The following is a 23,118-nucleotide window of genomic DNA, read 5'->3' as shown; positions in this document are numbered from 1 at the left end:
GGCGGGCATTTCCCGGTCAGTTCAGCGAAATGCTTGCGATCCGAGGAGAACCGGCCACGCCGGCTCTCCTTCAGGAATAATATCTACCCTTTCTGACCGCTCATTTGCTGGGCGCGCATATAGCTCTTGCAAGCCCCCCGCATATCGCCCTTCGCCATAGCGGCATTTGCCGCGCCCATCTCCTTCATCATCCCCGCCTTGCCAGGCGTGTCAGGCATAGCCGCGCTGGACGTGACGAGCTTGGCCATGTTTTCGCTCGTGCAAGCCATCTTCGCGGAAGCCGGGCTGAGGGCCAGCGCAGTAGTGACTGTAATAGCGGTAACAAGCAGTTTCATGTTTCTCCTCCCGGCCGCACAATGCGGCCGGAACTAAAAGTTGGAAAAGCTCGGAAAAGTTCCCGCGAACTGCATTGCGGCGCCGGCTTCCGCATCGGGCCATGACTTCAGGAATTTTTGGTGCATCATCTACCCCGCCCGGAACGGCGCCTCGCCAGCCCGCAATCCAACCGAATCTTAACGAATCGTTGATACATCCGACCATTGCCGCCGCCTCGCGGCGCGTTTCGGGGATGCACCCTCGTGGCCGTGATGGATACGCAATCCGCAACCGCCTCGCTTGCCGGCGTAATCACGCGCCTGCGTGCGCTGCTTGGCGGCTCCCATGAAGCCTCCGTCACAAAGCGGCTGGCCGGCACCATCTTCATCATCCGCGTCTTCAGCGCAGCGCTCGCCTATTTCTCGCAGATCCTGCTGGCGCGCTGGATGGGCGGCTCGGATTACGGCGTCTACGTCTATGTCTGGACCTGGGTGCTGCTGCTCGGCAGCATGATGGATTTCGGCATCTCGGCATCCGCGCAGAAGATCATTCCGGAGTATCGAACGCGCGGAGAACACGCCCTGCTGCGCGGCTTCCTCTCCGGCAGCCGCTGGATCACGTTCGCCGTCTCCTCCATCGTCTCGCTGCTGCTGGCTGGCGTGGTGAAGGGATTGTCGCCGTGGATCGACGGCAATGCGATTGTTCCCCTCTATGTCGGCTGCCTGACGCTGCCGGCGTTTGTCGTCGCCAACACCCAGGACGGCATCGCCCGCTCGCATGACTGGATGCGGCTTGGCCTGATGCCGCAATTCATCGTGCGGCAGTCGCTGATCATCGGCCTGACCGCCGGCGCCTTCGTGCTCGGCTTCAATCTCGGCGCCACCGCCGCGATGTGGGCCAGCGCCGCCGCGGTCTGGATCGCGATGATCAGCCAGATGATCGTGCTGAACCGCAGGCTCGGCGGCCACATCGAGCCTGGCCCCAAGGCCTATGATTTCCGCGGCTGGCTCGCGGTCTCGTTGCCGATCCTGCTGGTGGAAAGCTTTTATCTGCTGTTGTCCTACACCGACGTGCTGGTGCTGCAGCAGTTCCGCTCCTCCGAAGAAGTCGGTGTCTATTTCGCTGTCGTGAAGACGCTGGCGCTGGTCTCCTTCATTCACTATGCGATGGCGGCGACGACGGCGCATCGCTTTGCCGAATATCACGCGCAAGGCGACAAGCCACGGCTGTCGGCCTATGTGGCGCACGCGATCCAGTGGACGTTCTGGCCGTCGCTGGCCGCCACCATCCTGCTGCTGGCGCTGGGCAAGCCGCTGCTGTGGCTGTTCGGACCGCAATTCGTGGTCGGCTACGACATCATGTTCATTGCCGCTGTTGGCCTCGTCGTGCGCTCCGCCATCGGCCCGGTCGAGAGGCTGCTCAACATGCTCGGCCACCAGCACATCTGCGCGCTGGCCTATGCGCTGGCGTTTGTCATGAACGTCGTGCTGTGCGTGATGCTGGTGCCGCGCTTCGGTGGCCATGGTGCTGCGGCTGCAACCTCGATCTCGCTGGCGTTCGAGACGGTGCTGCTGTTCTGGATCGTGCGCCGGCGGCTCGGACTGCACGTGCTGGCGTTCGGCAAGCGCGGCTCCTAGAGCCCAGCGGCCAGTCCGGTTTCCCTCAGACGGCTGCCACCATCGACGTAGCAGGACACCGCTTTCGCCCTGCACCGGCAAATTGGGGAAAATGACCATCAGCATACAAAGCGCGCATGAAATATTCTTATTTCATCCGATCGCCTGCCATCGATAGGACGTTTATTCCCTGCGTTGATATATACTCGCACATGCGAAATGGAACTTGCGCCCGGAAATGATGGATCCGCTCTACGTTGCCTCGGGTTTCGGGGTCGGCCTGCTGGTCGGGATGACAGGCGTCGGCGGCGGCTCGCTGATGACGCCGTTGCTGATCCTGCTGTTCGGCGTTCACCCGTCGACCGCTGTCGGCACCGACCTGCTTTACGCCGCGGCGACCAAGACCGGCGGCAGCCTGGTGCATGGCTGGGCCCGCAGTATCCACTGGCCGGCGGTGATCCGGCTCGCCAGCGGCAGCATCCCGGCAAGCCTCGTCACCCTGCTTGTGCTGTGGCAGCTCGAACTCAAGGGGGATTCCGCGCGCAGCCTGATCAATCTGGTGCTGTGCTTTGCGCTCATCCTCACGGCGACGTCGTTGATCTTCCGCAAGGCGATCATGGATCGATACCGCCGGCGCATGGAACGGCTCGATGTCTCGATGACCGGCCGCGGGACCGTGCTGGTCGGCGTTGCGCTCGGTGTGCTGGTCTCGATATCGTCCGTGGGCGCCGGCGCCGTCGGCGTCACCGCGCTCTTGCTGCTCTATCCGCGCCTGCCGATGGCGACCATCGTCGGCTCCGACATTGCGCACGCGGTGCCGCTGACGCTGGTCGCCGGCATCGGCCATTGGGCGCTGGGTTCGGTCGATTGGGCGCTCATGGGAGTGCTGCTGATAGGCTCGCTGCCCGGCATCGTGATCGGCAGTTACTGGGCGGTTCGCGTGCCGGAGATGGTGCTCAGGCTGCTGCTGGCCACCGTTCTGATTCTGGTCGCTGGCAAGCTTGGCTTCAATGAATTGTACCTGTCGACGGAGAGCATCGCGGCCGTAGCCGGGAGCGCCGCCCGTTAGGCGCTCCCGGCGCTGCCCGCAATTGCTATGCCGCGGTCCAACCACCGTCGATCGACAGATTGGCGCCGGTGATCTGGGCGGCATCGTCGCCGCACAGGAACAGCGCTAACGCCGCGACCTGCTCCGAGGTCACAAATTCCTTGGTCGGCTGCGCCTCCAGCAGCACATCGTTGATGACCTGCTCCTTGGTCATGTTGCGCGCCTTCATGGTGTCGGGAATCTGCTTCTCCACCAGCGGGGTCCAGACGTAACCGGGACTAATGCAGTTGCAGGTGATCTTGAAGGTCGCAAGCTCCAGCGCCACCGTCTTGGTGAGGCCGGCGATGCCGTGCTTGGCCGAGACATAGGCCGACTTGAACGGCGAAGCGACCAGCGAATGGGCGGAAGCCGTGTTGATGATGCGGCCCCAGCCGCGTTTCTTCATGCCGGGCACCGCGGCGCGAATGGCATGGAATGCCGACGACAAATTGATCGCAATGATCGCGTCCCATTTCTCGATCGGAAACTCCTCGATCGGCGACACGAACTGGATGCCGGCATTGTTGACGAGGATGTCGACCGAACCGAAGGTCTTCTCGCCGAGCGCGACCATGTCGGCGATCTCGGCGGGCTTGGTCATGTCGGCGGGCGAATGCACGGCCCGTACCCTAAAATCGGTTTCGATGCCGGAACGCTCCCGCTCGATATCGGCCGGCACGCCCATGCCGTTGAGGACGACATTGGCGCCGGCGGCGGCGAACGCGCGCGCGTAAGCCAATCCGATGCCGCTGGTCGAGCCGGTCACGACGGCAGTCTTTCCTTTTAACGTACCCATTCTATTCACTCCTGCTTGGCTCCGGGGCCCTTGGAAACATCCCCCGTCATATCGTAGGCCATCATGGTCTCGCCGGATTGCGGACGCTCCAGCACGTCCTTGTGACGCATCGACTGATGAACGTCGCGGACGCCCGCGTTCCAGTGCTCGATCATGGCGACATGCGAAAAGTCGTAGTCTTTGGACGAAGTTTCGTAGTTCTTGCTCTTGTAGATCAGGTGCACCACGGTGACGGTGTTTTCCGTGGCCGCGCTGCAGAGGACTTCCACCGACGGATCATTCTTGAGGTAATCGGGCAGTTTTGCGAGCAGCTCCCGCAACGCCTTTCGCGTGTTGTGCACCTGCTTGTTCTTGTCGGTACTCATGCGGGTGCGGCTGGAAAAACGGATGTCCTTTTCCCGCTCGGCGGCCTCCAGCAGCGACGTCGGCAATTCCCCGCGCGCGCTGAACAGGTCGACCTGGAAGATCAGGAGATCGCGCTGGGTCTCCTCGCCCAGCACGTGATCGAGCGGGGTGTTGGAGGCGATGCCGCCGTCCCAGTAATGCTCGCCTTCGATCTCGACGGAGGGAAAGCCGGGCGGCAGCGCGCCGGAGGCCATGATGTGCTCCGGCCCGATCTTCTTGCCGAGTTTCCTGAACTCGAAATTGTCGAAATATCTGAAATTGCCCGAGGTCACGCCGACCGCGCCGACGCTGAGCCGCGTCTTCAGGTCGTTGATGCGATCGAAGTCAACCAGCCGCTCCAGCGTCTTCTTCAAGGGCGCGGTGTCGTAATAGCTCTGCGATTGCGGGCTGCCGGGCGGCCACAAGGGCGCGGGCGGAATGCGCGGCGTAAAGAAGCCGGGCACGCCGAAGGTCGCAATCAGGGCGGCGCTGGTTTCGTTGAACAGCGAGCGCGCGCGGTCGCCATTTGTGACGGGATTCCACCGCACCGGAGACGACACCATCTCCCAGAATTCTTTCAACCGGTCGACCCGCTTCTCGCCTTCGTTGCCCGCAATGATCGCGGCGTTGATGGCGCCGATCGAAATGCCCGCGATCCATTCCGGTTCGAAGCCTGCGCGACACAGCGCCTGAAAGGCGCCGGCCTGATAGGAGCCGAGCGCGCCGCCGCCTTGCAGCACCAGCACGCGCTGCGCTTTGGCAGGTGTGGTTGCGGGCGCGGGGTTTGAATGATCCATCGTGACCGTCAATCAGTGGGCAAAGAGGCCGGCACCGTGGCGGCAGTTCGCGACGGCGTCAATCGGCGAGATCGAAGCAAGGATCACGCCGAGTTTACCGCCTTGTGAGGCATCGAAGCCCGTAACCGGACCTGCTTCAGGTTGACGCAAGGATGAGCGTCCAGAACACCTTGTATTTGGTGTTTGGAGCATAAGTCGCCGCGATGCCCAATTTTGTGACACCGTTCTTGAGCATGTTGGCCTTGTGCGGCGGCGAGTCGCGCCAGCCGGAGAAGGCCTCCGCCAGGGTGTGGTATCCGGCCGATACATTTTCGACAGCGAGCGTCGCCGGATAGCCGGAGGCCCCCAGCCGCTTGTCCAGCGGACCCTTCACATTGTGGTCCATCTTGTTGCGCGCCGCCATTGCCTGGGACTGCTGCTCGGCGAGCTTGATCAACTCGGGATCGACCACCACGGAGCCAAGGCCGTTGTTCTGGCGATATTGCGAAATCATGATCGCCGCCGCGACCGGATCGAGTGTGGCGCCGGGTTGCGCCATGTCGAGATACATGGCCGGCTGATCCGGGATTTTGACGTCTGCCGAACAGCCGGCAAGCAGCAAGAGCCCGATAATCGCGGTAGTCGTCCGTTTCACTGAAAGAATCCCCCGAAGAATCCGCAAAAGGCTGGACGCGGCCGTTGTTGCATACCAACCGTGGCTGAATGGTGAACGGGGGCGGATTTCGTGGGGTTGCTATGGGGCTACGAGATCAATCCTGGGCGGCAAAGATCCGGTAGCGGCGGGGCTGCAGGCCGATGATCTCGCCGGCCTGGAGTTCCCGGTCCCGGGGGGCGTCGATCTCGATCACGGTCTTGCCCTCGCCGCCCGAGAGCGCGATTTCCGCCCGCTGGATCGGGCCGAACGAGCGGACATGGCGCACCGCGCCCTCCAGCGAGCCGGTTCCGGCCGGCCCGATCTGCATGTCATGGCGGCGGACGAACAGCTTGGAGGCGCCGGAGGCCGCGCCACCGGCGGCGATGTTGAGCGGCCGGCCGCCAAGCCGCACCGAGCCGCCGGTAACTTCCACCGGCAGCACAATCGACTCGCCGATGAAGCCGTGCACGAAGGCGGTGGCGGGATTGTCATAGACATCGCCGGGCGTGCCGATCTGCTCGATCCGGCCCTTGTCCATTACCACCACGCGGTTGGCGACTTCGAGCGCCTCTTCCTGGTCGTGGGTGACGAAGATCGAGGTGACGTGGATCTCGGAATGCAGCGAGCGCAGCCATTGCCGCAGCTCTTTCCGCACCTTGGCGTCGAGCGCGCCGAACGGCTCGTCGAGCAGCAGGATGCGCGGCTCGATCGCGAGTGCGCGCGCCAGCGCGATGCGCTGCCGCTGGCCGCCGGACAACTGGCTGGGATAGCGATTGGCCAGCCAGTCGAGCTGCACGAGATCGAGCAATTCCTTGACGCGGGCGCGGATCGTGGCCTCGTCCTTGCGGATGGCGCGCGGCTGCACGCGCAGGCCAAAGGCAACGTTTTCGAACACCGTCATGTGGCGGAACAGCGCGTAGTGCTGGAACACGAATCCGACATGGCGCTCGCTGGCGCCGTGGCCCAGCGCATCCTCGCCGTCGATCCGCACCTCGCCGGCGTCGGGCCAGTCGAGGCCTGCAATGATCCGCAACAGGGTCGTCTTGCCCGAACCGGATGGACCAAGCAGCGCCAGCAATTCGCCCTTGCCGACCTTCAGATCGACATTGTCGAGGGCTGTAAACGCGCCGAACTTCTTGACGATGTTTTTGACTTCAATGGTCACTTGGATCGTCCCTTGGGGTTTGTCCTTCGTCCAGACGCTGTTCGAGAACGGTCTTCACGACCAGCGTGATCAAAGCCAGCATCGCCAGGAGCGAAGCTATCGCAAACGACGCCACGAATTGATACTCATTATAGAGAATTTCGACCAGCAGCGGCATGGTGTTGGTTTCGCCGCGGATATGGCCCGACACCACCGACACTGCGCCGAACTCGCCCATGGCGCGCGCGTTGCACAGCAGTACGCCATACAACAGGCCCCATTTGATATTGGGCAGAGTGACGCGGAAGAAAGTCTGCAGGCCTGACGCTCCCAGCGAGATCGCCGCCTCTTCCTCCTGCGTGCCCTGCTCCTGCATCAAGGGGATGAGCGAACGGGCGACGAACGGAAACGTCACGAAGATGGTCGCGAGCGCAATGCCCGGCACCGCGAACAGGATATGGATATTGTTCGCCTGCAGCCACGTGCCCCAATAACCCTGGGCGCCGAACAGGAGCACGAAGACGAGGCCCGAAATGACCGGGCTGACCGAGAACGGCAGGTCGATCAGTGTGATCAGGAAGGTCTTGCCGCGGAATTCGAATTTCGCGATTGCCCAGGCGGCGACAACGCCGAACACAAGGTTAAGCGTGACCGAGATCGCCGCAACCAGCAGCGTCAACCTGATCGCCGACAGCGCCTCCGGCTCGGCCAGTGCGGCAAAATAGGCGCTGATGCCTTTCGAAAAGGCCGATGCGAACACCACGACCAGCGGCAGCACGACAAAGACAGTGAGGAAGCTGACGGCAAGCGCGATGATGACGAAGCGGACGGGTGCGGGCTCGGTCCGCAGGTCCTTCGGCGAAGCAACCACGCGCGCCCGGTCGCTCGCCTCGCGGTGCGACGGCGGCGAGATCGCAAGGTCCGCCGTCGACGCGTAGGCCCTTAGCGGCGTCGCCGGAGTGACAAAGCTTGATTGCGTCGACATCGACCGGCCCTCAATGCGCGGGAATGCGGGTTTGCGCCCAGCGTTGCAGGCGATTGACGACAAGGATGATCAGGAACGAAGCCAGCAGCATGATGACGGCGATCGCCGTCGCATCGGCATAACGAAATTCGGACAACCGGATCACGATCAGGAGCGGCGCGATCTCCGACACGTTCGGCAGATTGCCGGCGATGAAGATCACCGAGCCGTACTCGCCGACCGCGCGCGCGAACGCCAGCGCAAAGCCGGTCAGCAGCGCCGGGATCAGGCTCGGCAGGATCACCCGGAACACCGTGTGCCAGCGGTTGGCGCCGAGGCTCGCGGCCGCCTCCTCGATTTCAGGATCGAGATCGATCAGCACCGGCTGCACCGTCCGCACCACGAACGGAATACCGATGAAGACCATCGCAATGAAAATTCCGATCGGCGTGAACGCCACCTTGATGCCGAGCTCGGCGAGCGGCGCACCGAGCCAACCCTTCTGCGCGAACAATTGCGTCAGCGCCACGCCCGCCACCGCGGTCGGCAGCGCGAAGGGAATGTCGACGATGGCGTCGAACAGCCGCCGGCCCGGAAAACGGTACCGCACCAGCGCCCACACGATGATCGTCCCCATCACCAGATTGACGCAGGCCGCCGCAAAGGAGAGGCCGAACGAAATCTTCAGCGCATTCAGCGTGCGGCGGCTGGTGAGAATTTCCCAGAACTGTCCGGGCGAGAGCTCGAGCGTCTTGAGAAAGAGACCGGCAAGCGGAATGAGGATGATAACGGAGAGCCATGTCAGGGTCAGTCCCATGGTGAGACCGACCCCCGGCAAGCTGCTTTGCCGCGCGACCGCTGTGCTCACAAATCCCCCTGCTTCCGCTATGGCTGCCCGTTGGCCAGATCAATTCTTGTAAATCTGGTCGAAAATGCCGCCTTCGCCGAAGTGATCCTTCTGCGCCTTGGTCCAACCACCAAAAACGTCATCGATCGTGAAAAGTTCGACCTTGGCGAACGATTTTTCGTACTCCCTCGCGATTTCGGAATCGCGCGGACGGTATGAATTCCGTGCGGCAATTTCCTGACCTTCCTTGGTATACCAATACTTAAGGTAGGCCTCGGCGACCGCGCGCGTGCGTTTCTTATCGGCAACCTTGTCGACGACCGCGATCGGCGGCTCGGCGAGAATCGACAATGGCGGCGCAACGATCTCGAACTTGTCCTTGCCGAACTCGCGCTGCGCGAGGAACGCCTCGTTCTCCCACGCCAGCAGCACGTCGCCGACGCCGCGCTCAACGAATGTCACCGTCGAGCCGCGCGCGCCGGTGTCGAGCACCGGCACGTTCCTGAAGAGATCGCCGACGAACTTCTTCGCCTTGTCGGCGGAACCGAATTTCTTTTCCGCAAAGCCCCACGCCGCCAAATAATTCCAGCGCGCGCCGCCCGAGGTCTTCGGGTTCGGCGTAATCACCTGCACGCCGGGCTTGATCAGATCGTCCCAATCCTTGATGGCCTTGGGATTGCCCTTGCGCACCAGGAACACGATCGTCGACGTATAGGGCGACGCATTCAGCGACAGGCGCTTCTGCCAATCCGGCGCCACCAGCCCCTTGGCGGCGATGGCGTCGATGTCATAGGCCAGCGCCAGCGTGACGATGTCGGCTTGCAGGCCGTCGATCACCGCGCGCGCCTGCGAGCCCGAGCCGCCATGCGATTGCTTGATCTCGATGCTCTTGCCGGTCTCTTTCTGATAGGCCGCGACAAACGCCTTGTTGAAATCGGCGTAGAGCTCGCGCGTCGGATCGTAGGACACGTTGAGCAGGGTATAGTCGGCAGCGAAGGCCGAGCTCGCCCAGAGCAGTCCCGCGACGAGCGGCAGAATGCGACGGATCATCGTTGATCTCCATTCGGCTTGATCAAGCATATCATCAAACACGAACGTATAAGTCGCGACGAAAGGCCGCTTAGTCAACGAAACCGCATTTCATTGTTTGCGGTTCCGCAGCTTCAATGTCCTATGAAATCCGGCCGCTTAAGAAGTTTTCGTGGTGTGAATGCCGCATTCCGTCTTGGGTCTGCCGCGCCAGCGACCGGCACGCGCATCCTCGTCCGGCGCGGTCCGGCTCGAACACGGCATGCACCCGACCGACAGATAGCCGGAGGCGACCAGCGGATGCGGCGGCAATTTGGCGAGATTGTAGATCGCCTCGATCTCTTCGCGCGACACCTTGGCGAACGGATTAAATTTCAACTTCGCGCCGTCGTCCTCAACGACGGGAATCTCGGCGCGCGCGCCACCCTGAAAACGCTTGCGTCCGTTGATCCAGGCCGAGAACGGCTTGAGCGCCCGCGCCAGCGGTTCCACCTTGCGGATACGGCAGCAGGCTTCGGGATCGGAAAACCATAGTTCGCGATCGGGATCCTGGCGTGAGAGCGCCTCTTCCAGCGGCTTGATCGAGCGAACGTCGCGAAGGCCGAGCGTAGCAATCAGCGTGTCGCGATAGGCGAGCGTCTCCTCGAACAGCCATCCGGTGTCGAGGAAGATCACGGGAATCGCGGGATCGACGTCCGCCATCACCTTGAGCAGCGCCGCCGATTCCGTGCCGAACGACGACACCAGTGCAAGCTGTTCGCGGCCGACGGTCCTGAGCGCGGTTTCAATGACATGCGCCGGCGAAGCGTCGCGCAGGGCATGGTCGAGCGTCTGCGCCGAATGAAGGATCGCCGCATTTGCGGCGGGGCCGTGCTGTACGATCGTGCTCACTGGCCGGCACTCTCCGAATGACGCAACTGCATGCGCCGATTGAGCGCGGTGACCCGGCCGTCGCCGGTCGGCTGGTAGAACACCGAATAGCGTTTGGTGGTGGCCGCAAACGCCGCCGCGTCACTGTCCTTCTTCACCTCGAAGGCGTCGAAGCCCGCGCGCAGCATGAACACGAACTGATCGCGCAACACCTGCCCGGTGGCGCGCAGTTCGCCTTCGAACCCGTACCGCTCGCGCAGGAGCCGCGCCTGGCTGTAGGCGCGGCCGTCGCGGAACGACGGAAACACCAGTGCCACCGCCGCCAGCCGGTCGAGATACGGCACGAGATCGTCGATGTCGCGATTGTTCGGCCAGATCACGCCGAGCTTGCCGGCGCGGGCCAGCAAGGCTTGCGGATCCTCGAGAAACCGCGCCGCCGGCACCAGGATCGCGCCATCGCCCGGCAGTTCGGCGCCGTCGAACACATGGACGAACAGGTCGGCTGCAATTTTTCCGTCTTTAACGAGTGGCATAGACCCGCTCCCTGAATGGTTCGACGCCGAGCCGCTTCACCGTATCGACGAACAATTCGTCAGGGCGCGCGCGCAAGGCAAGATAGGCTTCGACAATGTCCTCGATCACGTCGGCGACGTCGCCGTAGGGTACCGCCGGTCCGATCAGCGTGCCCATCTGGGCGTTCTCGTCGGCGCGGCCGCCGATGGTGATCTGGTAGAATTCCTCGCCGTTCTTCTCGACGCCGAGAATGCCGATGTGGCCGACATGGTGATGTCCGCAGGCATTGATGCAGCCGGAAATGTTGATGTGCAGGCGGCCGATCATGTTCGCCGTCTCGTGATTGGCGAAGCGGCGCGTCAGTTCCTGCGCGATCGGGATCGAGCGTGCATTGGCAAGCGAGCAGTAATCCAGCCCCGGACAAGCAATGATGTCGGAGACCAGATTGATGTTCGGCGTCGCGAGGCCGATCTTGTCGAGCGCCTTCCACAGCGCGGGCAGATCGCGCTTGGCGACGTGCGGCAGCACCAGGTTCTGCTCGTGGCCTACACGAATCTCGCCGAAGGAATATTTGTCGGCGAGATCGGCGACCGCGTCCATCTGGTCGGCAGTGGCATCGCCCGGAGGGCCGCCTACCGGCTTCAGCGACAACGTCACGATCGAATAGCCCTGCACCTTGTGCGTGAACACCGAGTTGCGGCGCCAGGCCTCGAAATGCGGATCATGCGCCGTCTTCTTCAGCTCTTCCGGCATGTGCGGCAGCTTGTCATAGGCCGGATAGGAGAAGCGCGAACGGATTTCCTCGATCACGGAATCCTCCAGCGTCAGCGCGCTGTCGCGAATATGCTCCCACTCCTCCTCGACTTCGGCTGCGAACTTCTCGATGCCGAGCTCGTGCACCAGGATCTTGATGCGGGCCTTGTAGATGTTGTCGCGGCGGCCGTACTGGTTATAGACTCGCAGGATTGCCTCGACATAGCTGAGGATATCGCGGCGCGACACGAACGGCTTGATGGTCTTGGCGATGAACGGCGTGCGGCCAAGCCCGCCGCCGACCAGCACCTCGAATCCGGTCTCGCCTTCCGCATTCCGGTACAGACGCAAGCCGATGTCGTGGATCTTGATTGCGGCGCGGTCGTGGTCGGAGGCCGTGATCGCGATCTTGAACTTGCGTGGCAGGAACGAGAATTCCGGATGCAGCGTGGTGTGCTGCCGCAGGATCTCCGACCAGATGCGGGGATCCTCGATCTCGCCCGGCGCGACGCCCGCCCACTGGTCCGAGGTAACGTTGCGCATGTTGTTGCCGGAGGTCTGCATGGCGTGGATGCCGACTTCGGCAAGATCGGCCAGCGCATCCGGCAGTTCGGAGAGCTTGATCCAGTTGTACTGGATGTTCTGCCGGGTGGTGAAATGGCCATAGCCGCGGTCGTAGCGCCGCGCGACATGGGCAAGCGTCCGCAACTGCTTCGACGACAGCGTGCCGTAGGGAATGGCGACGCGGAACATATAGGCGTGCAGTTGCAGATAGACGCCGTTCTGCAGCCGCAGCATCTTGAATTCGTCCTCGGTGAGCTCGCCGGAGAGACGGCGCTTCACCTGGTCGCGGAATTCGGACACGCGTTCATTGATCAGCGTGCGATCGAGTTCGTCATAAGCGTACATGATGGATCAGCCTTGATGGGTCGGTTTAGGCCGGAAGCAGGTCGATGGTGAGACCCTTCGACCGGATGCGTTCGCGCAAATTGCCGGGTTTGATCTCGCCACTGTCCTTGAGCTCGACCGGCGCGATATAGGCGCCGACCGCGCCGACGTCGTCGGCATTGGCTTCGGCCAGCAGCGCCCGCGCCTCATCGGAGGTGCGCACGACCGCAGCGTCCGACAAGCTTGCCGACCAGCCCTGCTGCGCGGTGCGATAGATCACGATGCCATCCGAGGTGCGGTTGGCGGTAACCATCGAGGGACCGGTGATCTTGATTTTTTGTTGAAGCGGAGAGGTCATTCGGCAGCATCCAGCAGTTTGGAGATGACTTGATTGAGGTTGGCCTGTCGCCACGGCGCGGAATGCGCGACGACGTCGCCGATGATGAGGATGGCGGGACCGCCATCGATTTTTTCGACCAGCGCGGGAAGATTTTCGAGCGTCCCGACTACGGCCTGCGCATCCGGCCGCGTCACCCGCGCGAACACGCCGACGGGTGTTTGCGGTAACCGGCCGGCGGCAAGCAGGCCCGCGCGCACCGATGGCGCCGCGGTCATGCCCATATAGACCACGATGGTCATTTTCCTGTCTGTCAGCACCGACCAGTCAACGGTCTCGGCATCCTTTGCCTTGTGCGCAGTCAGGAAAGTGATGCGCAGCGCCTCGTGCCTAAAGGTCAGCGGCGCCTCGAATTGCGCGGCGGCGCCGAGCCCTGCGGTAATGCCCGGCACCACCGAATAGGCGACGCCGGCTGCGCGCAACGCTTCGATTTCCTCGCCGCCGCGGCCGAAGATGAAGGGATCGCCGCCCTTCAGCCGCACCGCGCGCTGACCGGATTTCGCTGCCTCAATCAGCAGTTTGTGGATCGCATCCTGGCCGACGCCGGGCTTGCCGACGCGACGGCCGACCGGAATGCGCGAGGCGTCGCGACGGATGCGATCGAGAATTTCCGGCGATACCAGTTCGTCGTAGAAAACGACGTCGGCATCCTGCAGCGCGCGCAGCGCCTTGATGGTGAGCAGATCCGGATCGCCCGGTCCGGCGCCGACCAGCGTCACCCTGCCCTCGGCCTTGCCGTCCTGGTTCGCGCCGGCGAACGCTGCGGGATCGGCGATTTCGTTCAGCGCTTTTTCAGCCTCGTCCTTGCGGCCGGCGAGCACCAGCGCGCCGATCGGGCCATCGATCACGCGCTCCCAGAAGCGGCGGCGCAACGGGAATTCCGGAATGCGCGCATGCATTGATTTGCGAAAGCTGCCGATGAAGGCGGCGAGATCGCCGATGCGCGCCGGCAGCACCGCTTCGACGCGCTCGCGCACGCGGCGCGCGACCACCGGCGACGCGCCGCCGGTGCCGACGGCAACAACCACGTCGCCACGATCGACGATCGCGGGAAAGATGAAAGTGGAATGCGCGAGATCGTCCATCACATTGACGGGCAGCCCGACCGCCTTCGCGCGCGCCGACATCGCAACGCCGATGTCGCCGGCGCCAGCGCAGAGCACCGCAATCACGCCGGACAGATCGGAAGTGAGCGGATCGCCGGTGGCGCGTTCGATCCGGGCCGCATGCGCCGCATCAAGCCCCGAAACGTCATGACTGCCGTCGGTCGTAAACCAGCGGATGTTTGCCCCGGCTGACGCCAGCAAGCGCAATTTCGCGCGCACGAGTTCGCCGGCTCCGACGAGCAGCACCACGCCGCTTTGCAGATCGAGAAACACGGGCAGAAATCGCATGCGAAACTCGCTTCCCCCACTTCGGGGTTGACTGGAATTATTTTCTATATATGTGTCGTTCAACGCCCGCAAAGAGAAAATTATTTCTTCTCTATTGCATCGCAACTATAGAATTTTCGCCCCCCAAGGCCAAGGCCCAGAGATGCATCTTCTCAACCCCGACTCCGCCAAAGACCGGCTGCGTGGCGCCGACCTCACTAATGGCTCCGCCGTCCCACAAATTTTCGCCGATGGACGACTACTGCCGCCCTCGATGGACCATCTCGACGAGCTCGAGGCGCAGAGCATCTACATTCTGCGCGAGGCGTTCGCGCGATTGAAGAAGCTCGCGCTGCTGTGGTCGCTGGGGAAAGATTCCAACGTGATGATCTGGCTGGCGCGCAAGGCCTTCTTCGGCCGCGTGCCGTTTCCGGCATTGCATGTCGACACCGGCAAGAAATTTCCGGAGATGTATGCGTTCCGCGATCGCTTCGGCGAGGAGTGGGAGCTCGATCTCAAGATCGAGCCCTGCCCGCCGATCGACGCCGTCGATCCGACCCTGCCGCCGGCTGCACGTTCCGCCGCCCGCAAGACCGAAGGGCTGAAGTGGGCGCTGACCAAATATGGTTTCGACGGCTTGATCGCCGGCATCCGCAGGGATGAAGAGGCGACCCGTGCCAAGGAGCGCGTGTTCTCGCCGCGCGGGCTCGAAGGCGGCTGGGATGTGCGCGACCAGCCCCCGGAATTCTGGGACCAGTTCAACGCTTCGCCACCGCCCGGCGCGCATCTGCGCATCCATCCGATCCTGCATTGGACCGAAGCCGACATCTGGGCCTACACCAAGCGCGAGAACATTCCGATCATCCCGCTCTATCTCTCGAAGGACGGCAAGCGCTATCGCTCGCTGGGCGATCAGGACATCACCAATCCGGTGGCTTCCACCGCCTCCAGCATCGATGAAATCCTGACCGAGCTCGACGGCACCAAGGTGCCGGAGCGCGCCGGCCGCGCGCTCGATCACGAAACCGAAGATGCTTTCGAGCGGCTGCGCGTCGCCGGCTATCTCTAACGGACATTTGGTGTGAGCGTCGCTATGAACATGATCCTCCCCGCAAGCGTCTCGGCCACGCCGAACGGCACCACGTCGATGCCAAATGGCACGACGCGACCGCAGGTCCGCATCGTCATCGTCGGCCATGTCGACCACGGCAAATCCACCTTGGTCGGCCGCCTGCTGCACGAGACCGGCAGCCTGCCCGAAGGCAAGCTGGAGATGCTGAAAGCGGTCAGCGCGCGGCGCGGCATGCCGTTCGAATGGTCGTTCCTGCTCGACGCGCTGCAGACCGAGCGCGACCAGGGCATCACCATCGACACCACGCAAATCCGCTTCCGCACCCGCTCGCGCGACGTCGTGCTGATCGACGCGCCCGGCCACGCCGAATTCCTCCGCAACATGATCACCGGCGCCTCGCAGGCCGACGGCGCGGTGCTGATCATCGACGCGCTGGAAGGCGTGCGCGACCAGACCAGGCGGCACGGCTATCTGTTGCATCTGCTCGGCATCAAGCAGGTCGCCATCGTCGTCAACAAGATGGACCGCGTCGATTTCAGTGCTGATCGCTTCAAGGAGATCAGCGACGAGATTTCCGCGCATCTGACCGGCCTCGGCGTGACGCCGTCGGCCGTGATTCCGATTTCCGCGCGCGATGGCGACGGCGTCGCCGAACACACGCCGCGGATCGGCTGGTATCAGGGACCGACCGTGGTCGAGGCGCTCGACGCGCTCGAACCGGCGCGGCCGCTGGAGCAACTGGCACTGCGCCTGCCCGTGCAGGCGATCTACAAATTCGACGACCGCCGCATCGTTGCGGGCCGTATCGAGTCCGGACATCTGAGCGCCGGCGACGAAATCGTCATCATGCCTGCCGGCAAGATCGCAAAGATCAAGACCGTCGAGAGCTGGCCAGTGACGCCGCTCACGGGCAGCCATGGCGCCGGACGCTCGGTCGGTATCACGCTAGATCGTGAATTGTTCATCGAACGCGGCGACGTCATCGCGCACGCCGGCGCGACCCCGCGCGATACGCGGCGCATTCGCGCCCGCATTTTCTGGCTGCACGACAAGCCGCTGTCGAAGGGCGACCAGATCCTGATCCGCCTCGGAACGCGGGAATCGCGCGCCAGCGTGGTCGCGATCGAAAAGGCCGTCGACCCCGGCGAGCTCTCCAACGAGGAAACCAAGGCGATCGCGCGCAATCATGTCGGCGAAATCGACATCTCGCTGGCGCAGCCGATCGCGGCCGACCCCTATCAGGAAAATCCGCGCACCGGACGGCTGGTGATCGAGGTCAACGGCCGCATCGCCGGTGGCGGCCTCGTGCTGTCGGTCGATGCCGGACAGCGTGCGGTCCCGATCGACATCGTGCCGGTCGAATCCGCACTTCGCCCCGAAGAGCGCTCGGCGCGCTACCGCCACAACGGCGCGGTGATCTGGCTGACAGGTTTGCCGGGCTCCGGAAAATCGACGCTCGCCCGCGCACTGGAGCGCCGGCTGTTCTCACGCGGCGGCTCGCCGATCCTGCTCGACGGCGACACGCTGCGCGCGGGCCTCAACGGCGATCTCGGTTTCTCCGCGCAGGACCGCACCGAAAATATCCGCAGGCTTGCGGAAGTCGCGACCCATCTGGCGCGCAACGGACACATTGCCGTCGTCGCCGCGGTTTCACCCTCGGCGGACGATCGTGCCGCTGCCCGCCGCATCGCCGACACGACGTTCCGCGAGATCTATGTCGCAACGCCGGCCGAGATCTGCGAGAGCCGCGACCCCAAGGGCCATTACGCCAAGGCGCGCGCCGGCACGCTGCAGGCGTTCACCGGGATCGGCAATGATTACCAGCCGCCGGCCCGCGCGGAGCTCAGCATCGACACCTCGGCCCGAACGGTTTCGGACGCAACTGACGAGATCGAGCGGATGCTGGCGGAGACCGGTATTCTGTTCGACGAACTGGTCGATCTGGCAGCTAACATCTAGGCCTTTTAGGCACTTCTCATCGACCCGGCTTTAGGGCTAAAAGGGCGGCCAACGCTGCCCTTTTGGCGCGTTTTTTGCTGCTTTTCGCCAGAAAACAGCCTTTCAACGCCAATTTCTACCGAGAAAGCCCATCATGAATCGTGTCGATGCCCACGGATTGAAGATCGCCCCTGTCCTGTTCGATTTCATCGCCAAGGAGGCGGCCCCCAAAACCGGGATTTCGCCCGATGCATTCTGGGCCGGTGTCGCCGCTATCATCAAAAAATTAGGGCCGAAAAACCGCGAGTTGCTCGCCTTCCGCGATGCGCTGCAGGCCAGGATCGACGGCTGGCACCGCGCCAACAAGGGCAAGCCGTTCGACATGAACGCCTATACGGCCTTCCTCAAGGAGATCGGCTATCTCTTGCCGGAGCCGGCCACGCAGAGGGTTGAGACATCAAATGTCGATGAGGAAATCGGCAAGATCTGCGGACCGCAGCTCGTCGTGCCCCTGACCAATGCCCGCTACGCGCTGAACGCGGCGAACGCGCGCTGGGGCTCGCTCTATGACGCCTTCTACGGCACCGACGCGATCCCGCATGATCCGAGCGAGGCTGGCCGCGGCTTCAACAAGGCGCGGGGCGACAAGGTGATCGCCAAGGCAAAAGCCTTCCTCGATGCCGCCGTGCCGCTCGCGACCGGCAGCCACACCGACGTGACGTCGTACAGCGTCATCGCCGGCCAGCTCGCCGTGAAGCTCAAGAGCGGCAACGCCACCGCGCTGAAGACGGCGGCCCAGTTCGCAGGCTTCCAGGGCGATGCCGCGCAGCCTTCTGCAATCCTGCTGGTCAACAACAGCATGCATGTCGAGGTCAAGATCGACCGCAGCCACTTCATCGGCAAGGACGATCCGGCCGGCGTCGCGGACATGATCCTGGAATCGGCGGTCTCCACCATTCTCGACATGGAAGACTCCGTCGCCGCTGTCGATGCCGAGGACAAGGTTCTGGTCTATCGCAACACGCTCGGCCTGATGAACGGCACGTTGGTTGCCGATTTCGAGAAGGGTGGCAAGGCGCTCGAGCGTGCGCTCCACCCCGATCGCGTGTACAAAACGCCCGATGGCAAGCAGCTCACGCTGCACGGCCGCGCGCTATTGCTGATGCGCAATGTCGGCCATCACATGTTCACCGACGCCGTGCTTGACGAGAGGGGTGAGGAAATTCCGGAAGGCCTGCTCGATGCCGCGGTGACCGGCCTGCTCGCGATCCATGATCTCAAGGGCTATTCGAAAGTCAGGAACAGCCGGACCGGCTCGGTCTACATCGTCAAGCCGAAGATGCACGGCCCCGACGAGGTCGCGCTCACCTGCGAACTGTTCGGCGATGTCGAAAAACTGCTCGGACTACCCGAGAACACCATGAAGGTCGGCATCATGGATGAGGAGCGCCGCACCACGGTCAACCTCAAGGCCTGCATCCAGAACGCGTCGAAGCGCATCTGCTTCATCAACACCGGCTTCCTCGACCGCACCGGCGACGAAATCCATACCTCGATGGAAGCGGGCCCGATGATCCGCAAGAACGACATGAAGGCGCAGCCCTGGATCAAGTCCTATGAGGACTGGAACGTCGACATGGGCCTGATCGACGGCCTGCCCGGCCATGCCCAGATCGGCAAGGGCATGTGGGCCGCACCAGACAAGATGGCCGACATGCTCACCCAGAAGCTCGGCCACCCGCAGGCCGGCGCCACCACGGCATGGGTGCCGTCGCCGACCGCCGCCACGCTGCATGCGCTGCATTATCACCAGGTCAACGTGCAGGCCCGGCAGCAGGAACTCGCCAAGGGCGGCCAGCGCGCAAAACTCTCCGACATCCTCACCATTCCGGTGTCGCAATCGAACTGGGCGCCTGATGACGTGAAGCAGGAGATCGACAACAACTGCCAGGGCATTCTCGGCTATGTCGTGCGCTGGATCGACCAGGGCGTCGGCTGCTCCAAGGTGCCCGACATCCATGACGTCGGCCTGATGGAAGACCGTGCGACGTTGCGCATTTCCAGCCAGCATCTGGCGAACTGGCTGGCGCATGGCGTCGTCAGCAAGGACCAGGTGATGGAATCGCTGAAGCGGATGGCGGTCGTGGTCGACAAGCAGAACGCCGGCGACCCGCTCTACAAGCCGATGGCGCCTTCGTTCGACGGCGTCGCCTTCCAGGCCGCCTGCGATCTCATCTTCAAGGGCCGCGAGCAGCCGAACGGCTACACCGAGTACATCCTCACCGCGCGCCGCCGCGAGGCGAAGGCGGCAGGCTGATCAGCGGTCACGATGCCGCAGGAACGCTTAAGCTCTCCGTCCGTTGTTGGACATCCCCACATGGAAGGAGACAGCGATGGATTGGAACAGGGTTGAAGGGAACTGGAAGCAGTTCAAGGGCGCCGCCAAGGAAAAATGGGGCAAGCTCACCGATGACGATCTCGACGTGATCGAGGGCCGCCGCGAACAACTCGAGGGCAAGCTGCAGCAGCGCTACGGCTTTGCCAAGGACCAGATCCGCAAGGACGTGGACGACTGGTTCGGGAGCTTGAAGTAGGTCGCGTTTTCCGAGCATCAAAAGCCCCGGCATGTGCCGGGGCTTTTTTGCTTTGGCAGGTCGGCGCTAGATGACGGCGATGTATTTCAACAGCGAGATCACGCCGAGGATGATCACGACGACGCGGGCAATCTGCTTGGCGCGGCCGTCGAGCGGCAGCAGGTTGATGAGATAGAGAACGAGGATAATGACCAGGAACGTGATGAGTACGCTGACGAGCATGCGGGGTCCCCCCTCGGCATTTGCCGAAAAATGCGCTGGCAGTGTTTTGTTAACGTGAATGAGCGCATCGGGTTCCCGTTGGCGGAACCTTAAATCGCTCGGAAAACCGCAATCATTTCAACGATCCTAGTATTTATACGGCAATAGCGCTGTCTAACTATTTACCGCTTTCCCGCCAAATGGCCCGCGAGCCTCGGGGGAGCATCCATGTTGAATCGTCTGACCGTATCCGCGCTGCTGAAGATCGTCATCCTCGTCACCTCCTTCAGCGTGGTGGTTGGATTTTCGCTCAATGCCTGGGACTCCTGGGGCCGCTTGCAGGCGGCGAGCCGCATCGCTGTCATCGCCGATGCCTCGGCGAACATGTTCAAGGCGATGCACAATCTGCGCACCGACCGCTCCACGACCACCCGGCTGCTGAATTCCGACGCGCCGATGGAAGCCGATATCGAGAAATACCTGCGCAACATCCGCGACACCGAAATGCCGGCGATGGGCAACGCGCTCGCCCTGCTCGGCGGCCTGGAATTCGCCCAGCAGCAGACGCTGGTGCCCGAGTTCGACCGCCTGTTCAAAACGATGACCACGCTGCAGAAGGAGTTCTGGGAAGCCGTAGCCAAGCCGAAGGCACAGCGCCGTCCTGAACTGGCCAAGGAGTACATGACTGCCTCCAACGCCATGCTGGAGGCGCTGGAGAAGTTGTCCGGGACGCTGGCCACCGCCGTCAATCATCAGGACGCAACGATCGACCAGTTGCTCGCGATCAAGCAGATCGCCTGGCTGTTGCGCAACACCGCCGGCGAAGCGTCGCTGATCGTCTCGATCGGGCTCAACACCGGGAAGGTCGCGCCGGAGGCGAAGCTCGCCTATACGAAATTCACCGGCGGCATCGAGGCGACATGGACCGCGCTCGAGTCGACGGCGTCGGGAATGCAGCTGCCGCCGGCGATCTCGAGCGCGATCGCCGCGACCAAGACCGCCTATTTCGAGCCGCAATATCTCAGCCTGCGCGACCGGTTGCTGACGCAGATCGCAGCCGGCGAGAAGCCGGAACTGACCGCCAACCAGTGGACCCCGGTCACGGTCGGGCGTCTCGGCGCCGCCGTCACCGTGGCCGAAGCAGCCCTCGACGCCGCTAAGGATCACGCCGCACATCTGCGCTCCACTGCCCAGCGTTCGCTGGTGATGCAGCTCACGCTGCTGGCCGGCGCGCTGGCGCTCGCGTTCGGCGCCATGACAATCGTCACCCGCCGCGCCATCAAGCCGCTGCACAATATGCGCGACGCCATGCTGAAGGTCGCGGCCGGGCGCAACGCCGGCGCCATGGCGTGGCAGCAGGCGATCGAGAGCTATGTCGGCGAGTTCGAGAGCATCGTGCGCCAGACGCTCAGCCAGCTCGGTGACGCTTCGGGCCAGATGCGGACCACCTCGGCCGGCCTGTCGACAATTTCGCGCCAGACCAACGAGCGCGTCCAGGTCGCCGGCAAGGCATCCGGCGAGGCCTCGATGAGCGTCGAGACGGTAGCCGCGGCTTCCGAAGAGCTCAGCGCCTCGATCAACGACATCAGCCAGCAGGCGGCGCACGCCGCCGGCATCGCCAGCCGCGCGGTCGGCCAGGCGCGTGACACCGACGGCACCGTCCAGGGGCTCGCCCAATCGGCCGGGCGGATCGGCGAAGTCGTCGGCCTGATCAACACCATCGCCGCGCAGACCAACCTGCTGGCGCTCAACGCCACCATCGAGGCCACGCGCGCCGGCGAGGCCGGCCGCGGCTTCGCGGTGGTCGCCTCCGAAGTCAAATCGCTGGCGAGCCAGACCGCGAAGGCGACCGAGGAAATCTCCGAGCAGATCTCCGACATCCAGCGGGTAGCGGGCGAGGCCATCGACGCCATCAAGGGCATCGGCAGCATCATCGGCGAGGTCAACGAGGTCGCGACCGCGATTGCCGCCGCCGTGCAGCAACAGGGCGCCGCGACGCAAGAGATCACGCGCTCGACGCAATTCGCCGCGCAGGGCACCAAGAACGTGTCCGACAACATCACCGGCGTGAAGGCCGATGCGGACGCAGCCGCCGCCGCCGAGGATGTGAAGCACGCTTCGCAGACGCTGGAGACGCAGAGCCAGCAACTGGGCAATCAGGTCACCGATTTCCTCGGCAAGATCCGCGCGGCGTAATTCCCCTCCACGCGTCATGCCCGGCCATGACAGCCGGCAAGCACCCTCACTCCCTCGCCACGACAGGCACCCGCCCGTACTTGGCGCGGACCTTTTCCGAGGCGGGCGAGAAATTCAGTTCGGCGCCGCGCCTGTCGGCGCTGCGGCCGGCGACCAGAAGGCCGTTCTCGCCGGCGACGATATCGCCCTTGCGCAGCGTCGGGTCGTCCTCGATCTTGACCGGCGCGAGACCGATCTGGTCCTTGCCGTTGCAGGTGCAGCCGCTGACGAGTTCGTTGCGATAACGGAACGCGTTCGGCAGCTCCGAATAGGATTTGCCGTTTTCGGCGGTCGCATTGTCGATGCTGCTGCCGTAGAACACTTTGGTTTCGCTCGCCGGGCAGAAGCCGTTGCAGGTAGCCGCGCGGCTTGCATTGTCTGATGCGGTGACCGGGAAATAGCGCCCGTCGCAGGTCCGCACGCAAAACGCCTGGCCGCCGCCGTAGCGAGCACGCCCCTCGCCTCGCGGCGCGTAGACCTGACCGTCGTCATTGCCGAACGGCATCTGGATATAGGGTTGCTGGCGCGGGCGGGCGAACCCGCCGAACAGTTGCGAGAAGAAGTCCTGGGCCTGCGCGGCAGGCGCCAGCACCGAAGCACACACCAACGCGGCTGCCCCCCATGCTGCCGGTTTTCCTGATCGCATCAAGCTTCTCCTCTCATGCCACACG

At 63.5% G+C, this 23,118-nt stretch carries 22 protein-coding genes; 7 read left to right on the top strand and 15 right to left on the bottom strand.

Going from position 1 to position 23,118, the window contains the following annotated elements; genetic code table 11:
• Positions 1 to 83 precede the first annotated feature (83 nt).
• Positions 84 to 335 (bottom strand): hypothetical protein, encoded by a 252-nt coding sequence (locus tag JQ624_RS13995; RefSeq protein WP_212419466.1) that lies wholly within the window; start codon positions 333 to 335, stop codon positions 84 to 86.
• Between the two features lie 252 nt (positions 336 to 587).
• Between JQ624_RS13995 and JQ624_RS13990 the strand changes: the two genes are divergently transcribed.
• Positions 588 to 1,952 carry a polysaccharide biosynthesis C-terminal domain-containing protein gene (locus JQ624_RS13990; RefSeq protein ID WP_212419557.1) on the top strand — a complete coding sequence of 455 codons (1,365 nt, stop codon included), beginning with the start codon at positions 588 to 590 and terminating at the stop codon, positions 1,950 to 1,952.
• A 217-nt stretch (positions 1,953 to 2,169) separates the two neighbouring features.
• A complete protein-coding gene (locus JQ624_RS13985) occupies positions 2,170 to 3,000 on the top strand; it encodes a sulfite exporter TauE/SafE family protein (protein WP_212419556.1) in 831 nt (276 codons plus the stop codon).
• Positions 3,001 to 3,025: 25 nt separating this feature from the next.
• Here JQ624_RS13985 and JQ624_RS13980 read toward each other — a convergent pair whose 3' ends face one another.
• The 12 genes from JQ624_RS13980 to cysG form a co-directional block, all read right to left on the bottom strand.
• On the bottom strand, positions 3,026 to 3,814 hold the full coding sequence (locus tag JQ624_RS13980) for a 3-hydroxybutyrate dehydrogenase (RefSeq protein ID WP_212419465.1): 789 nt from the start codon (positions 3,812 to 3,814) through the stop codon (positions 3,026 to 3,028).
• A 5-nt stretch (positions 3,815 to 3,819) separates the two neighbouring features.
• Positions 3,820 to 4,995, bottom strand: coding sequence for a patatin-like phospholipase family protein (locus tag JQ624_RS13975; protein WP_212419464.1), 1,176 nt, complete (start codon positions 4,993 to 4,995; stop codon positions 3,820 to 3,822).
• Between the two features lie 136 nt (positions 4,996 to 5,131).
• Positions 5,132 to 5,629 carry a CAP domain-containing protein gene (locus tag JQ624_RS13970; RefSeq protein ID WP_212419463.1) on the bottom strand — a complete coding sequence of 166 codons (498 nt, stop codon included), beginning with the start codon at positions 5,627 to 5,629 and terminating at the stop codon, positions 5,132 to 5,134.
• A gap of 115 nt (positions 5,630 to 5,744) precedes the next feature.
• A complete protein-coding gene (locus tag JQ624_RS13965; protein ID WP_212419462.1) occupies positions 5,745 to 6,794 on the bottom strand; it encodes a sulfate/molybdate ABC transporter ATP-binding protein in 1,050 nt (349 codons plus the stop codon).
• Positions 6,784 to 7,758 (bottom strand): sulfate ABC transporter permease subunit CysW, encoded by a 975-nt coding sequence (cysW, locus tag JQ624_RS13960; protein ID WP_212419461.1) that lies wholly within the window; start codon positions 7,756 to 7,758, stop codon positions 6,784 to 6,786. The genes JQ624_RS13965 and cysW overlap by 11 nt, the downstream gene beginning before the upstream one ends.
• A 10-nt stretch (positions 7,759 to 7,768) precedes the next feature.
• Positions 7,769 to 8,575, bottom strand: coding sequence for a sulfate ABC transporter permease subunit CysT (gene cysT / locus JQ624_RS13955; protein ID WP_212419555.1), 807 nt, complete (start codon positions 8,573 to 8,575; stop codon positions 7,769 to 7,771).
• A gap of 69 nt (positions 8,576 to 8,644) precedes the next feature.
• Positions 8,645 to 9,634 carry a sulfate ABC transporter substrate-binding protein gene (locus JQ624_RS13950; protein ID WP_212419460.1) on the bottom strand — a complete coding sequence of 330 codons (990 nt, stop codon included), beginning with the start codon at positions 9,632 to 9,634 and terminating at the stop codon, positions 8,645 to 8,647.
• 138 nt (positions 9,635 to 9,772) lie between these two features.
• Positions 9,773 to 10,495, bottom strand: coding sequence for a phosphoadenylyl-sulfate reductase (locus JQ624_RS13945; protein WP_312014418.1), 723 nt, complete (start codon positions 10,493 to 10,495; stop codon positions 9,773 to 9,775).
• A 5-nt stretch (positions 10,496 to 10,500) separates the two neighbouring features.
• Positions 10,501 to 11,016, bottom strand: coding sequence for a DUF934 domain-containing protein (locus JQ624_RS13940; protein WP_212419458.1), 516 nt, complete (start codon positions 11,014 to 11,016; stop codon positions 10,501 to 10,503).
• The gene (locus JQ624_RS13935) at positions 11,003 to 12,658 is read right to left on the bottom strand and encodes a nitrite/sulfite reductase (protein WP_212419457.1); all 1,656 of its coding nucleotides are present in this window, start codon (positions 12,656 to 12,658) and stop codon (positions 11,003 to 11,005) included. The genes JQ624_RS13940 and JQ624_RS13935 overlap by 14 nt, the downstream gene beginning before the upstream one ends.
• 25 nt (positions 12,659 to 12,683) lie before the next feature.
• Positions 12,684 to 12,995 carry a DUF2849 domain-containing protein gene (locus tag JQ624_RS13930; RefSeq protein ID WP_212419456.1) on the bottom strand — a complete coding sequence of 104 codons (312 nt, stop codon included), beginning with the start codon at positions 12,993 to 12,995 and terminating at the stop codon, positions 12,684 to 12,686.
• Positions 12,992 to 14,428: a siroheme synthase CysG gene (gene cysG / locus JQ624_RS13925; RefSeq protein WP_212419455.1), complete on the bottom strand. Its 1,437-nt coding sequence runs from the start codon at positions 14,426 to 14,428 to the stop codon at positions 12,992 to 12,994. Before cysG ends, JQ624_RS13930 begins: the two co-directional genes overlap by 4 nt.
• 253 nt (positions 14,429 to 14,681) lie before the next feature.
• Between cysG and cysD the strand changes: the two genes are divergently transcribed.
• The 4 genes from cysD to JQ624_RS13905 all read left to right on the top strand — a co-directional run bounded on the left by cysD (position 14,682) and on the right by JQ624_RS13905 (position 20,011).
• Positions 14,682 to 15,476 carry a sulfate adenylyltransferase subunit CysD gene (cysD, locus tag JQ624_RS13920; protein WP_212419554.1) on the top strand — a complete coding sequence of 265 codons (795 nt, stop codon included), beginning with the start codon at positions 14,682 to 14,684 and terminating at the stop codon, positions 15,474 to 15,476.
• A 24-nt stretch (positions 15,477 to 15,500) separates the two neighbouring features.
• Complete coding sequence (gene cysC, locus JQ624_RS13915) at positions 15,501 to 17,438, top strand: adenylyl-sulfate kinase (RefSeq protein ID WP_212419454.1); 1,938 nt, start codon at positions 15,501 to 15,503, stop codon at positions 17,436 to 17,438.
• A 133-nt stretch (positions 17,439 to 17,571) separates the two neighbouring features.
• Positions 17,572 to 19,734, top strand: a complete 2,163-nt coding sequence (locus JQ624_RS13910; RefSeq protein WP_212419453.1) for a malate synthase G — start codon at positions 17,572 to 17,574, stop codon at positions 19,732 to 19,734.
• 76 nt (positions 19,735 to 19,810) lie between these two features.
• Positions 19,811 to 20,011 (top strand): CsbD family protein, encoded by a 201-nt coding sequence (locus tag JQ624_RS13905; RefSeq protein ID WP_212419452.1) that lies wholly within the window; start codon positions 19,811 to 19,813, stop codon positions 20,009 to 20,011.
• 66 nt (positions 20,012 to 20,077) lie between these two features.
• Here the strand turns inward: JQ624_RS13905 and JQ624_RS13900 are convergent, their stop codons facing one another.
• Positions 20,078 to 20,233, bottom strand: coding sequence for a Thivi_2564 family membrane protein (locus JQ624_RS13900; RefSeq protein ID WP_212419451.1), 156 nt, complete (start codon positions 20,231 to 20,233; stop codon positions 20,078 to 20,080).
• Positions 20,234 to 20,440: 207 nt separating this feature from the next.
• Here JQ624_RS13900 and JQ624_RS13895 point away from each other — a divergent pair, with 207 nt between their 5' ends.
• A complete protein-coding gene (locus tag JQ624_RS13895) occupies positions 20,441 to 22,408 on the top strand; it encodes a methyl-accepting chemotaxis protein (RefSeq protein ID WP_212419450.1) in 1,968 nt (655 codons plus the stop codon).
• A gap of 46 nt (positions 22,409 to 22,454) precedes the next feature.
• On the opposite strand, the gene JQ624_RS13890 is transcribed toward JQ624_RS13895, so the two are convergent.
• The gene (locus JQ624_RS13890) at positions 22,455 to 23,093 is read right to left on the bottom strand and encodes a DUF2865 domain-containing protein (protein WP_212419449.1); all 639 of its coding nucleotides are present in this window, start codon (positions 23,091 to 23,093) and stop codon (positions 22,455 to 22,457) included.
• Positions 23,094 to 23,118: the final 25 nt, after the last annotated feature.

Origin of the sequence: Bradyrhizobium sp. AUGA SZCCT0283 (genome assembly GCF_018130385.1) — a bacterium.
Taxonomy (GTDB): Bacteria; Pseudomonadota; Alphaproteobacteria; order Rhizobiales; family Xanthobacteraceae; genus Bradyrhizobium.
Note: the sequence above shows the minus strand (reverse complement) of the source record. Positions and strands in the feature narration are given on the sequence as shown.

Coding starts and splice junctions, on each gene's coding strand:
- JQ624_RS13950 (WP_212419460.1), bottom strand. CDS start 9,634: ATGATCCGTCGCATTCTGCCGCTCGTCGCGGGACTGCTCTGGGCGAGC.
- cysG (WP_212419455.1), bottom strand. CDS start 14,428: ATGCGATTTCTGCCCGTGTTTCTCGATCTGCAAAGCGGCGTGGTGCTG.
- JQ624_RS13905 (WP_212419452.1), top strand. CDS start 19,811: ATGGATTGGAACAGGGTTGAAGGGAACTGGAAGCAGTTCAAGGGCGCC.
- JQ624_RS13930 (WP_212419456.1), bottom strand. CDS start 12,995: ATGACCTCTCCGCTTCAACAAAAAATCAAGATCACCGGTCCCTCGATG.
- JQ624_RS13935 (WP_212419457.1), bottom strand. CDS start 12,658: ATGTACGCTTATGACGAACTCGATCGCACGCTGATCAATGAACGCGTG.
- JQ624_RS13895 (WP_212419450.1), top strand. CDS start 20,441: ATGTTGAATCGTCTGACCGTATCCGCGCTGCTGAAGATCGTCATCCTC.
- cysW (WP_212419461.1), bottom strand. CDS start 7,758: ATGTCGACGCAATCAAGCTTTGTCACTCCGGCGACGCCGCTAAGGGCC.
- JQ624_RS13985 (WP_212419556.1), top strand. CDS start 2,170: ATGATGGATCCGCTCTACGTTGCCTCGGGTTTCGGGGTCGGCCTGCTG.
- JQ624_RS13940 (WP_212419458.1), bottom strand. CDS start 11,016: ATGCCACTCGTTAAAGACGGAAAAATTGCAGCCGACCTGTTCGTCCAT.
- JQ624_RS13980 (WP_212419465.1), bottom strand. CDS start 3,814: ATGGGTACGTTAAAAGGAAAGACTGCCGTCGTGACCGGCTCGACCAGC.
- cysC (WP_212419454.1), top strand. CDS start 15,501: ATGAACATGATCCTCCCCGCAAGCGTCTCGGCCACGCCGAACGGCACC.
- JQ624_RS13975 (WP_212419464.1), bottom strand. CDS start 4,995: ATGGATCATTCAAACCCCGCGCCCGCAACCACACCTGCCAAAGCGCAG.
- JQ624_RS13890 (WP_212419449.1), bottom strand. CDS start 23,093: ATGCGATCAGGAAAACCGGCAGCATGGGGGGCAGCCGCGTTGGTGTGT.
- JQ624_RS13900 (WP_212419451.1), bottom strand. CDS start 20,233: ATGCTCGTCAGCGTACTCATCACGTTCCTGGTCATTATCCTCGTTCTC.
- JQ624_RS13995 (WP_212419466.1), bottom strand. CDS start 335: ATGAAACTGCTTGTTACCGCTATTACAGTCACTACTGCGCTGGCCCTC.
- cysD (WP_212419554.1), top strand. CDS start 14,682: ATGGACCATCTCGACGAGCTCGAGGCGCAGAGCATCTACATTCTGCGC.
- JQ624_RS13990 (WP_212419557.1), top strand. CDS start 588: ATGGATACGCAATCCGCAACCGCCTCGCTTGCCGGCGTAATCACGCGC.
- JQ624_RS13910 (WP_212419453.1), top strand. CDS start 17,572: ATGAATCGTGTCGATGCCCACGGATTGAAGATCGCCCCTGTCCTGTTC.